The organism is Herbaspirillum autotrophicum, from assembly GCF_001189915.1.
GTDB lineage: Bacteria > Pseudomonadota > Gammaproteobacteria > Burkholderiales > Burkholderiaceae_D > Herbaspirillum > Herbaspirillum autotrophicum.
In genome coordinates this window covers 187,947-199,463 of the sequence record NZ_LFLS01000007.1, presented here as the reverse complement: position 1 = coordinate 199,463, position 11,517 = coordinate 187,947, and the positions used below count along the sequence as shown (strand labels likewise).

Genomic DNA, 11,517 nt, shown 5'->3' with positions numbered 1-11,517 from the left:
TGTAGTGGTTTAATAAACCCGGACACCAATTTAGGCGAAAATACTCACTATAGAGAGGTGTTTGATGAGCAAGCAAAGACGAACGTTTTCGCCCGAGTTCAAGCAACAGGCAGCATGTCTGGTCTTGGATAAGAACTATAGCCACATCGAAGCGAGCCGTTCGGTCGGAGTCGGCGAATCTGTTTTACGTCGTTGGGTGAACCAACTTCAGTTGGAACGCCAAGGCATCACGCCGCAGAGCAAGGCCATGACGCCAGATCAGCAACGCATTCAGGAGCTTGAGGCGCGTGTTGATCGCCTTGAGCGCGAGAAGGCCATTTTAAAAAAAGCTACCGCGCTCTTGATGTCGGAAGGGATCGAACGTACCAGATAATTGATCAGATGTGCCGCAACGATCCGCTTGATCTGGTTTGCTCGGTATTCGATGTGTCGCGGTCCTGCCTGTATGCGTATCGTGAACGCGCGCGGAAACCGAACACCCAACGCATGGCGCTGCGCAGCCGGGTTCACGAATTGTTTATCGAGAGTCGAAGTTCAGCCGGTAGCCCCAGCATCATGGGCATGATGCGAGAAGATGGCGTCGCGATAGGTCGCTTCAAAGTCAGCCGTTTGATGGAAGAGTTGGGTGTCATCTGCAAGCAGCCTGGCCATCATGCCTACAAGCAGGCGACGGTGGAGCGCATCGACATCCCCAACTATCTGAATCGACAGTTTGTGGTCGATGCGCCCAACCAAGTCTGGTGCGGCGACATTACCTATGTTTGGGCGCAGAGATGCTGGCATTACCTGGCTGCAGTATTGGATCTGTACACCCGTCGGGTTGTCGGCTGGGCATTCTCGACACGCCCAGATGCCGATCTGGTCGTGCAGGCACTGGAGATGGCATACGAGCAGCGTGGCCGTCCTCAAGGCCTCATGTTTCACTCGGATTAAGGTGGTCAGTACGCCAGTCGTAAGTTCCGACAGCGCCTGTGGCGCTACCGGATCGAACAGAGCATGAGTCGCCGGGGAAATTGTTGGGATAATTCACCGATGGAGAGGTTGTTCAGAAGCCTGAAATCCGAATGGGTGCCGAACACGGGCTACATGACCGCACAGCAAGCGCATCGAGACATCAGCCATTATCTGATGCAACGATATAACTGGATACGGCCACATCAGTTCAATGACGGACTCGCGCCGGCAGTGGCCGAACAAAAACTTAACGCAGTGTCCGGGATTACTTGACCACTACAGGTGTAGTGATTGCAGGAGGGGTCGACGCGTGGACCGCTTACAAAGCGGCAACAGCGTCGTACTGGATGGGAACCGCTTTAGGTACAGGAGGCGTGGTTTCGGGGGCTTCTTATACTGGTTCAGCTGCGTTTAGTGCATGGATTGACCCAAAATTTGGGACCGGTCAATCCTTCGGCGCGGGATTTGAGCAACGTTTCTCTTATCCTGGCCTTAGTGCGGCAATATCGGTGGGGGCTCTAACTGGTATGTATAGTACGGCAATGTTTAGTTGGGCGGGCGTACCGAATGCCTTTGGAAACTGGGCCACTCTGCCGGGAGCGGTCATCCGCATAAACAGTATAGCGATGGGTCAGGCTGGTGGGCGAGCAACGCAGGCAGTAGTTAACGAGAATAGAAAGCAACGATGGATGATCGCATTTTTGAAGGTGTCTTGCACGGGATTTTTGGAGGTCTTTTTGGGCCTGCTTTTGCCAGATGGTTGCGGCGGTTTAAGTACTGGATAATTTTCTTGATCGCGATGCTGAGCACTCAAATATGTTTTTTTATTGTCGGCGTACACCTAAAAGGTTTGAAGGAAGCCATTCGGATTACTTTTATGAGTGGTTTTGATCCTCTATTTTTCTTAGTCCCAATGGGAATAGGTTTGCTAGCGGTTCTGGTTGCATTTGTCGGTTCGATCAACGAGTCAAAGAGATAAGGTGGTGATGATAGTTGCCAAAATAAGATCAGTAGCGGCAGCGTTACTTGGGGGGGATATCGAGACCTATTACGCCAGTCTCTCAAAATAGTACTACCAAGGCGATTCTGTTGACCGAACTAGAAAAGAGCGGTATCAAACTCACCCCTGAAAATGTAGTTGCTGCAAGTAGGCTGCCAGATGGACGGATTGTGTTTTTGGAGCAGGGGAATTCCAGTGCAGGGTTGCAGCATATTGTTGAACGACATGCTACAGACTTTGCAAATAAAGGAATTTCACAAGTTGATATTCCTTCCGTTGTTATGTCTGCTTTGAATCAAGGAAATATTGTTGGGACAAGTGGAAGTGCATCAGTTTATGAAGTTATTCATAATGGATCAACGCAATATGTTGCGATTGGTGTAAGCAAGAATGGATATATTGTCCGTGCAAACCCTGTTAGTACATGGAAGGAAATCAAATGAAAATAATTCGATTTGTCGCTGAATATTTGGCGCCTCCATTTTTTGATCCTTCGATCGAAAATATGGGGCATCTTGAGCCTGAGGATTTACCGTTAACAGACGCGTTACTGTACGAGGTCGAAAAATGGAATTGTGAATTTCAAAAGACGTTCAATGATGCATACCCTCCAGATTCAGGATTTAAGACAGATGAAGAGTTGAAATTTTTCAATGAAATTGGTCATGAGCTTGCCATAAAGTTGCAAAATTTCCTTGGGGAAGAATATGAAATTATCTATTTCCCAAAATCCTAATCTATAATTTTTCTATAAATTAAGTCAAATCAATCATATTTTTGACATTTTTTATCACATGTTTTCATGGTTAAGTGCCGGGTGGGAAAACTCAAGAAATCTAATAATGCCAGCGCAATGCGCACGGCAGAGCTGTTGGAGCAGACCTTGATCAAAAGAGACTGATTAAGGTGATGTCGGGGCTTGATTCAACCGGAATTGACCCTACCCCAATAAATAGTCCAACCGAACCAGGCTGCCTATGATGCAGCACAGGGGCAAGGCAATACCGGCTTGACGCCAACTGAATATCGAAATGAAAATATTGTTTCTGAACGGATTGGGAAAAGCGTGTTGGCAGTTACTTCGTGTGCTTTGGCAGGGCCAACGGCATGCAAGGCTGCAATTAAAGATTTGGGTCTTGCTTTAGGTTCTAGCTATGCAACTGGTAACACCGTTACTGCAGCAGATGCAATAGGCGCTGCTTTCGGTGGGGTTGTGGGTGGAATTTACGGGAAAAATTTAGCGACTTGGTCAGGCGAGACAAGCTCTTTCATGCAAAATGCTACGCTTTGGGTGACAAAAACGGGAAGTGTTTTTGGCGGAAAGCAAGTCGGCACATCTTTCGGCAATGACACAATTTTAGGTGGATCAATCGACCTATGTTTGATTCAAAAACTAATTCGTGGTGGGGGGTAAAAAATACTTTGGATCTGCTGAAAGGTGAAAAATGAGTCTTGAATTTGGTATTTTGGCGATCTTATTAATTTCACTATTTCCAACATATTTTCTGTTTGGGCGGAACGTAGGTAATTCATTTCGCAGTAAGTTTTATTATTGGTTGAAGTCCACCATTTTGGTAGCAGGGGGTCTATTTTTTTGGTTTTGGTATAAAGAGACGGACGGGGCAAGTTGGCTCGGAGCCTTGATGAGCTTAGGGTTTTCTGGTGTGTTTAATTTTTGTCGCTCCGAGGTTGGGGCAGGATTATAAGATGTGAAAAATTCCAGCTTCCTAACTAACAGATGATCCTTTTGCGGTATCCCATTGCAACACTCCTGCTATTCGCATAGCCTTAGTATGTTGCACTCACCGGTTGAGCCCGCCGTCGGAAGCAAACTTCCGCAGTCGCCAAAACCGGACATTGGCCGATTACGGTGCCAAATAAGTGAGAGATCCGGTGACTTCAAATTACACCCAAGAACAAGCGAAATTTTTAGAAGAGCGAAAAGAATTTATAAAGTTTCTTATCGGCGATGGGCCATTGCCGGACCCCGTTGTGCTGATACAGCAAGGAAAGGGAAGTGCTGAATTGATCGTAGCCAAGAATCACTTCGGCCAAATTGGAAGTATTCGTTTGTCGCTTCATGAGAATTTTGGAGCCTTTCGATCATATATGGGGAATGTAGTCGGCCCTTACGGTGCTACCGATTCAACCACAGATAAAGATGATATTGAATTCTGATAGAAAAAGGATTTCTATTCAATACTGCGTTTGTCTATTGCTCTAGTCGGCAGATCAACTGGCAGCGATAGCTAAATCGATAGAATATGCTGAAAGTAATCATATTAAGATTATCTTAACGGAAGTGAAATGATGAAGAATACGTCCAGAGCATCGGTTTATTTCAACGGCGATTTATACGAATTTATTACGATGTCGCAAGGTATGCTTAATTATGCAGAGCCCGAGGCTACTCCGCAGATTCTCTCGCATACTTCGACAGATGTTCAACTAGGAGAAGCATTGCGATTCGCCTTATCAAAGAGCAAGCAAGTGACTGTCGCGGAATTTCAAGAAATTTTTAAATCAGGGCTCATACAAAAGATCGCAAAAGAACGTGAAGTTTCTGTAATGCAGCAGTACGGATATAAGACGCGCAAGTCGCTTATGAAGCGGATGGATTGTTGCTGGATTACGGGCCAAGGAGAAAAAATAGAAATCAAGCCGACACATCATAAGAACATCGATGGATATTCAGGAATAAGCAATGACGGTCCTGAAATACTTGTGGTAGCCGCCGACATAACTGATAGTCAGCTGGGCGCCGCGTTACGGGAAGGCTTTTCTCGTTGTACCAGCGCAATTCTCTAAAATCAGTTTTTTCGTTTGTAGGCATTTGGACTCTTGGTAGGGAGCGGTGCGTTGCATAGCGCTTTCCGCGGGCGCAAGAAAAATGACTCTTTATGCCGGTGAGGAAGAGTCAAAAAATATGCGTCGCCTCGATTTTTTCTCACCATTGCCCCGTGCTAAAAAATTGTTAAAGCAGATTCGTCTGTTGTAAGTCAAGTCTTGGGGCAAGCGAAATGATACGAGCACCTTTTTGTAATCAGAACTATTGGGATAGGTGGATCGGATTTTTAGAAGAGAAGATTGCTGATCAAGTCGAGACCCTTAAAGGCCCGTCGGCTAATCCCCAATATCGTCCGCAGTATGCTTTCACTTTGGTGACCAGCCATCTGAGTTTGATGCTGATGCGTTACTCGCGAGGGGATGCCTTTGCTAACGTCGGGAGAGATTTTCTACCGATGGTGTCTGCGTGGGAAGAAGCTGAGCGACTGCATTTAGAGCGCATGTCTCCTGATGAATACTGGCGTAAATTCGATTGGTCTAAAAATTTAGATCATTACATCTTTTGTTTTTGGCTGGCAGGGCTGGCACTCTCGCTGAATCTTCCGGAAGACCAATGGCTACGGCTAATTGCATTAATAGGTAACGAGGGAAAAGATCAGTTGTTGGATCGTGTGCTGGCCACAAGGCAGCCCACGCGCCTGATAGGCAGTCATCTTTGCCATCCAAAGCCGTATCGGGGACTGCAATTGGTCCTAGATTCCTCAGAAGGTGAGCATGCCATGCTACTTAAAGATTTTGTCGAGCATTGGTACGAGGGATTGAACCGTAATCCCGGTAACAAGAAGCTGTCGAATGAGGCGGCGATATACGAGCGTCCCTATTGGTATCGGTATGGACAGACCAATATGGCTGGTGGTGCCTACTTTGGCCAATGGTGTATTGAAGCTGTGGCGGTAGTAAAGGCGTTTGGCGTGAATGATCAGCTATGCCTCGGGCATCCGCAATATCCGGGAGATCTTCTGCGGCCTGGTCAAGTCACTGCGCCGGATATGGCGAGATTACCTGAGGTATTGCAGGCTTGGTCAACGTATGGAGAGGCAGAGGAAACAGTGTTGGATGACCACCGCTCACTGGTGCGAAAGGACGTCGGTATCGTCGCTTGGCTGGCACGGTTCTTGGGTAAAAAAAATTAGTCCATCTGGATTGGTGCTTTGATTTTCTTTTCTCGGGTTTCTCCATTGCCGTGGGCATCACATCCTTGTGGCGATAACGGCTCTGAATTCCTCAGCTAGTTTCTAGATGAATGGATTTTTCGGAAGCAGTTCCGGTTACGATTCGTCGATTCAGGTAGGCGGCACTTTGAATTTAAATAGCGCGGATCGTGATCCTTGGCAGCAGCGTTGTGCAGGGAAGAGTGGTCACTTGGGTGACGATGGCGGTCATCTGATTGCATCGAGTCTAGGGGGGGGCAGGCGGAGATCGGGTGAACCAGGTGCCTTTATCGTAGAGACGAAAATTGATGGAATTGTTCAGCGTTTTCGTTTGTTCCATAGAAAGAAATGTGGCAAATGGATTCTAGTGAAGATGCGTATCAGCGGACCGCTATGGCACTTACTGGCTCAGCGCAAGAGCCTTGGACTTATTTGAGTCTCTCAACATCAGTGCTGAAAAATAATATTAGCGCCGTAATCACGGTACAAGGAAAAACAGACGGAACAGAAGTGGATGTTCCGATAGGCCTGGAATTATTTGACATCCAAGACGCAGTATTATTTTTGCGTGAAAGTGTTGCGAAAGAGTGTGGGCAACGCCTCTGGGGTTTAACGTTCACGTTGTACCCCGATAGGAAGTTCAATATCGAACACGGCTATAACAAGCCAGAGGGATACGAAGACATCGACGATGTCATCATGGGAGGCGAAATTAATGCGTCGTTGCATCATCTTTCAGGCGATGAAGATCGTTCGCAAAAGTAGACTTTGGGAGCGAGCAGGATGCAACGCGACACCATTTACTTGCCAGGCGCGAAGCTAGGGTGATCTTGTTGTCCGCAGAGAGTTTATTGCCTTAAATTGATCTATGTTGAAATGAAAAAGAAGATTTTTTGTAATTTAGCGTTCTTGGTGGTTTTTTGCGCGATATGTAGCAGATGTTTCGTTCTTCTTTTGCAAAACATGTTTTTAAGTATAGTCATCGGGTGGGTGTTTTTTAGTGCATTGATTTTTTGGATGATATGGACTTTCAAACATGACAAAGATATGCCAGGGCTTGGTTCCTTTAGCTATGGTGACGGAAGCAATCAAATCGGCAGATGTATTTACCTGAATGGAATGATATTGATATTTCTAATCGCATGTTTTCATGGTTGATGGTTTCATCGCTTTATTGATTTTCGACTCATTATCAATCAGCTTCCTATTTTTTCTTGGACGCAAGTAAATGACCACAATTAGATCCAACCCGGCAATGGAAGAATTGCTTAAGGATTTCAAAAATCGCACATTCGTATTGCCGGGGAAGCTGCAAGAAATATTGAGCCGGGGATTTCACGTGGCGGAAGAGGCGGTTTTCTTCGAGTCGGAATTTCAAGAGGATTCTTTACCTGATTTTGATTTAATAAAATATGCCTATACGGATTTAAGTGGTTACGAGTTTGCTGTTAATAAATTGCATTTGGAAGACTATTGCGAGGCTCACTATTTTGCAGTGGCACTATTTTTTGTTGATGAATTCGTCAAAAAATGGAAAAGCCAATTTTCTGAAGATGTTGTTGCCGTATTTTCGTATAACAATAATCCTGAATTTGGTGAAAATTGTGTTTTTCAATTTCATAAAAAAAGAAAAAATGAAGTGGTTATCGACGTGCATGACTTAAAGGATTTTTTGAATCCAATTTTGGCTATTGATACCAGTTTTGCCGATTACGGTGCCAAATAAGTGAGAGATCCGGTGACTTCAAATTACACCCAAGAACAAGCGAAATTTTTAGAAGAGCGAAAAGAATTTATAAAGTTTCTTATCGGCGATGGGCCATTGCCGGACCCCGTTGTGCTGATACAGCAAGGAAAGGGAAGTTTTGAAGGATGTGTGGGAAATCTAGTGATGCTTCATCAGGAAAAAGCGGAATACGCCTGGTTTTCGGATCGCAACCTGGAGGACTTTAAACTTAATTGCTACATCGCCAGCAAGCTCAAATATATCCGCTGCAAACATGCCGGGGAAGAAGGCTTAATCTGGGAAGGTGAGTATTTTTATGCGTTGCTGAGTGATTATGAGCCAGTGGTTCAGTGGATGATGGGGCAGTCTGCAAGTCCTATTGTGCAGAGGCGAATTGATAATCCTGCGCAAAATGAGTACCGTTATTATCAGATGACAGTAGCACTCAAAGGAAATTGGGATGAATTATCTCAACGCGCAGAAATATTTTTGAACGATCCTCCTGCGAAAATGAAGAAATATGAAGTCGATCAGCGCTTTTATTTCGCGCTTGCCAACGGAGACAAGGCAGGTATGGAAAACGCATTGGCCGAACTAACTCACCCGAAGCTGGCGCTAAAGCGCAATGGCAGTTTTGATTTTGCTTTTTCTGGCAAATTCATCGCTTGTTTTGCAACGCTTTACGCCAAAGTTGCACGTCGCCACGGTTTTGAACTTGATATTCAAACACCGTATATTCCAACTGAGTGGATTCCTGTCGCGCCCCTGTTTGAATACTCAGACCCCTATGATTTTATGCACAAATACAGTTTCTGACGTTGAGTTTGTGTAATTCGATTGCTTCGGCGGAATGCACACTGTTTTTTAATTAAAGGCGACCTAGCCACAGAAACGTGCATCTTGTTGTCGATAATTAGAAGGTAATTCACGTTGGGAAAAACTGGGCCAATGATATTTTTATATTTAGAAGATGAATCCCCCTAGAATCATTCTTGGATGTAAAAAAGCAATCTCTTGTAAATCGGTTGCAATCGTGATTTCATGTTTTTTGCTCATCAGCTGTGCAAGCTACACCTATACCGATGCGCCCCCAACCCTGGGAGGTTTGTATTCCAAGTATTTGGTCATTGGCTATGACGGTGATATCAAGCCCATCGAGGAAGTCGGCATTGTCACCACTGATGGCTTGATCCGGGTGCGCAATATTGATGGCCAGCCTGAAGGCGCTTATCGGAAACTGAAATCCGGCGGCTTTTATTCAGGTGGCCGTTATCAATTGCACTTGCTGCCGGGAACGCATGTGCTGAAGGTCGGCTTTCACGATGACCGTGGTGGCGGCACGCGGTCGTGGTCCACTTCCGATGTGACGACCACTGTTGATGTTGCGGTGGGTTCCGTGGTGCATCTGTCAAAGTGGGAGCAGGGCTACAGCTGGGGTGCGGCGACTTCGGATGGCAGTGCTGCGTTGCCGGTGATGGCGGAAGATTTTGACGCTTTGCGCAATAAAAAATAATGGCCGCCTCTTTTTGACGCGCGCGGCGTCAAAGAAAGCGGAAACAATCACGACTCCGTTTTACTTCAGCCATAAAAAAACAGCACCAATATCAGTCAGTGTCTGATATCCGGTGCTGCTCATTTATACAGGTTACATCGTAACCCGTTGATTCTATTGGTCGGGACGGAGTGATTCGAACACTCGACCCCTTGCACCCCATGCAAGTACGCTACCAGGCTGCGCTACGCCCCGACGAGCCAGCGATTATAGCAGAGCAAAATCATTTTGCGCATTCTGCTCGCCGAAGAATGCATGTTGGCATTTTCGGTTCGGTACGACGATGCCTTGATGCGGGGAAATTCGGGCATCCGGCTGTCTCTGGTCCGCTTTTGATGCCGGCCGGCATAAGCTGGGCGTAAGCTAGCGTGCGTAATATCAGGTTGCCTAAAATAAGAATTACACCTCTGCCGCAGGGGGAGACAGAAAAATGCGTCTTTACCCGAAGAGTGTCTGCGGTATGGAAACTTGTCATTTTTTTAAGTTCTGTCTGATCGCGCCAATCCCGATAACAATCAAGGCGCGACAGATCATTAGCGTGGAGACCGCGATATGTTCAGAAGCAAAAGTTTTTTCCGATGGTCGAAGCAGATCGGCGTGATGTTGGCAGCCGTGGCTGTCGGTGTCGGAGTGGCGTACGGGATCGGGCTGTTGAGCGGAAATGCCTTGGCGTTGCCGTGGTTGCTGTTGATCGCAACACTGGTCAGCAGTGCCTTGCTGGAGTTGCTGCGACAGCGTGGTGGCAGCAAGAACGCGCGTTTCGCCAGCAAGGTCGGCAGTGAAATCGATCACATCATGATCGGTGCCGCCGAGACTTCCTTTTTTGTTGATTCGATCAAGAACAAGATTGCCCAGGATGTACAGGCTGCCAATGGCATCGTGGCCGGTGCGGAGCAGAATGCCAGTACCACGGAACAGATCGCCGTCAATGCCGAGCGCGCGTCGCACGTGGCCGCTGAAGTGCGCGCCGAGAGCGTGGCGGGTCGCGCCGAGGTCAATCTGGGACTGGAGCAGATCGGCAAGGCGCGTGACGATGCGCAGGCGGCGTCGGAAATGATGCGGGTGTTGCAGGAGAAATCGCGGCGCATTCATGGCATCACCGAAGTCATCAGCGAAATTGCCGCACGTACCAATTTGCTGGCGCTCAATGCCGCCATCGAGGCGGCCCGCGCCGGCGAGCACGGCCGCGGTTTCGCGGTAGTCGCCGGTGAGGTGCGGCAATTGGCGCAGCGTACCAAGGAAGCGACCGACGATATCGGCGCCATGGTGCGCGCCATCAATATCGAGGCTGAGCGTGCGGCCGGCGGCATGCAGGCATTGAGCGGCAAGGTGATGGAGGCGTCGCACAACGTCGAGCGGGTGCACGGATTTTTGGGCAATATCGAACGGGCTGCCGGCACTTCCGAAGAAGAGATCCAGCAAATCGCACTGGCTTCGCGTGAGCATGTGGAAACCACGCACAAGATTGCGGCGGCGATTCTCAATATCCGGGACGGCATGCTGGCGACCGATACCGAGTTGCCGCGTGTGGCGGCATCAGCGATGGCCTTGTCGGAGCGGGCCGAGGTGGTGTACGACGCGATTGCCGAAAGCGGTGCCGATACGCAGCATGATCCGATCCGCATGATCGCGGCTGCTGCTGCGCAGCAGATCGGGCGCATGTTTGATGAGGCGATTGCGGCCGGCCGCATCACGCGCGAGGCGTTGTTTGATCGCCATTATCAACCGCTGCCGAATACCTCACCGCCCAAGCATACGACGCAATTCGATGCCTTTACCGATCGCGTTTTACCAGCGGTACAGGAAGCCATCCTGGAGGCCATGCCGCAACTGGCGTATGCCGGCGCCGTGGATGACAACGGTTATTTCCCGACCCATAACAAGAAATTTTCAAAGCCGTTGACCGGCAATTACGACGTCGATCTGGTCAATAACCGCACCAAGCGCATTTTCAATGACCGCACCGGCAAACGTTGCGGCGCCAATACCAAGCCGTTTTTGTTGCAGACCTACAAGCGCGATACCGGTGAAGTCATGCATGACTTGTCGGTGCCGATTTATGTCGGCGGCAAGCACTGGGGCGGCTTCCGGGTGGGTTACCGTTCCAGTTCGGCCGAGCAGGCGCCGCCGGCGCCGGTGCTCCCGGCCACGCCGCCGGCCGCAGGCAAGCCGGCGCTGCGGGTCGTCAAACGCGGCGAGGCGGGGCGGACACAGGTTGCTCATATTTCTACTGGAACATCTTGACCGGGTCAGGCTGGTTGATAGATTATGTGCGGTGGGGGTATCT

12 protein-coding genes, 1 tRNA gene and 1 pseudogene are annotated in these 11,517 nt (G+C 48.4%); 13 read left to right on the top strand and 1 reads right to left on the bottom strand.

Annotated features, from left to right (window positions below; all coding sequences use genetic code 11):
- The first annotated feature begins 64 nt into the window (after positions 1–64).
- The 12 genes and pseudogenes from AKL27_RS27080 (at position 65) to AKL27_RS08095 (ending at position 9,191) form a co-directional block, all read left to right on the top strand.
- Positions 65–1,227 (top strand): annotated as a pseudogene (locus tag AKL27_RS27080) (IS3 family transposase).
- 412 nt (positions 1,228–1,639) lie between these two features.
- Complete coding sequence (locus AKL27_RS08135; protein WP_050462294.1) at positions 1,640–1,933, top strand: hypothetical protein; 294 nt, start codon at positions 1,640–1,642, stop codon at positions 1,931–1,933.
- Between the two features lie 110 nt (positions 1,934–2,043).
- Positions 2,044–2,397: a hypothetical protein gene (locus AKL27_RS27075; protein ID WP_198155910.1), complete on the top strand. Its 354-nt coding sequence runs from the start codon at positions 2,044–2,046 to the stop codon at positions 2,395–2,397.
- Complete coding sequence (locus AKL27_RS08130; protein WP_050462293.1) at positions 2,394–2,690, top strand: hypothetical protein; 297 nt, start codon at positions 2,394–2,396, stop codon at positions 2,688–2,690. Before AKL27_RS27075 ends, AKL27_RS08130 begins: the two co-directional genes overlap by 4 nt.
- 273 nt (positions 2,691–2,963) lie before the next feature.
- The gene (locus tag AKL27_RS27645; protein WP_157056847.1) at positions 2,964–3,368 is read left to right on the top strand and encodes a hypothetical protein; all 405 of its coding nucleotides are present in this window, start codon (positions 2,964–2,966) and stop codon (positions 3,366–3,368) included.
- A 479-nt stretch (positions 3,369–3,847) separates the two neighbouring features.
- Positions 3,848–4,132 (top strand): hypothetical protein, encoded by a 285-nt coding sequence (locus AKL27_RS27640; RefSeq protein ID WP_157056846.1) that lies wholly within the window; start codon positions 3,848–3,850, stop codon positions 4,130–4,132.
- 129 nt (positions 4,133–4,261) lie between these two features.
- The gene (locus AKL27_RS08125) at positions 4,262–4,762 is read left to right on the top strand and encodes a contact-dependent growth inhibition system immunity protein (protein ID WP_232310931.1); all 501 of its coding nucleotides are present in this window, start codon (positions 4,262–4,264) and stop codon (positions 4,760–4,762) included.
- 212 nt (positions 4,763–4,974) lie between these two features.
- Complete coding sequence (locus tag AKL27_RS08120) at positions 4,975–5,934, top strand: PoNe immunity protein domain-containing protein (RefSeq protein WP_050462292.1); 960 nt, start codon at positions 4,975–4,977, stop codon at positions 5,932–5,934.
- A 375-nt stretch (positions 5,935–6,309) separates the two neighbouring features.
- Positions 6,310–6,717, top strand: coding sequence for a hypothetical protein (locus AKL27_RS08115; RefSeq protein WP_157056845.1), 408 nt, complete (start codon positions 6,310–6,312; stop codon positions 6,715–6,717).
- Between the two features lie 463 nt (positions 6,718–7,180).
- Complete coding sequence (locus AKL27_RS08105; protein WP_157056844.1) at positions 7,181–7,678, top strand: hypothetical protein; 498 nt, start codon at positions 7,181–7,183, stop codon at positions 7,676–7,678.
- A 12-nt stretch (positions 7,679–7,690) separates the two neighbouring features.
- Entirely contained in the window at positions 7,691–8,494 is an 804-nt protein-coding gene (locus tag AKL27_RS08100) for an Imm49 family immunity protein (protein ID WP_157056843.1), read from the top strand.
- 217 nt (positions 8,495–8,711) lie between these two features.
- Entirely contained in the window at positions 8,712–9,191 is a 480-nt protein-coding gene (locus AKL27_RS08095; protein WP_157056842.1) for a hypothetical protein, read from the top strand.
- 157 nt (positions 9,192–9,348) lie between these two features.
- On the opposite strand, the gene AKL27_RS08090 is transcribed toward AKL27_RS08095, so the two are convergent.
- Positions 9,349–9,425, bottom strand: a tRNA-Pro gene (locus AKL27_RS08090).
- Between the two features lie 357 nt (positions 9,426–9,782).
- On the opposite strand from AKL27_RS08090, the gene AKL27_RS08085 reads away from it, so the two are divergent.
- Entirely contained in the window at positions 9,783–11,474 is a 1,692-nt protein-coding gene (locus tag AKL27_RS08085; RefSeq protein WP_050462286.1) for a methyl-accepting chemotaxis protein, read from the top strand.
- Positions 11,475–11,517: the final 43 nt, after the last annotated feature.

What these genes read in the sequence shown, in the direction of transcription:
- AKL27_RS08135 (WP_050462294.1), top strand. Translation starts at nt 1,640, where the DNA reads ATGGATGATCGCATTTTTGAAGGTGTCTTGCACGGGATTTTTGGAGGT.
- AKL27_RS08130 (WP_050462293.1), top strand. Translation starts at nt 2,394, where the DNA reads ATGAAAATAATTCGATTTGTCGCTGAATATTTGGCGCCTCCATTTTTT.
- AKL27_RS08125 (WP_232310931.1), top strand. Translation starts at nt 4,262, where the DNA reads ATGATGAAGAATACGTCCAGAGCATCGGTTTATTTCAACGGCGATTTA.
- AKL27_RS08120 (WP_050462292.1), top strand. Translation starts at nt 4,975, where the DNA reads ATGATACGAGCACCTTTTTGTAATCAGAACTATTGGGATAGGTGGATC.
- AKL27_RS08115 (WP_157056845.1), top strand. Translation starts at nt 6,310, where the DNA reads ATGGATTCTAGTGAAGATGCGTATCAGCGGACCGCTATGGCACTTACT.
- AKL27_RS08105 (WP_157056844.1), top strand. Translation starts at nt 7,181, where the DNA reads ATGACCACAATTAGATCCAACCCGGCAATGGAAGAATTGCTTAAGGAT.
- AKL27_RS08085 (WP_050462286.1), top strand. Translation starts at nt 9,783, where the DNA reads ATGTTCAGAAGCAAAAGTTTTTTCCGATGGTCGAAGCAGATCGGCGTG.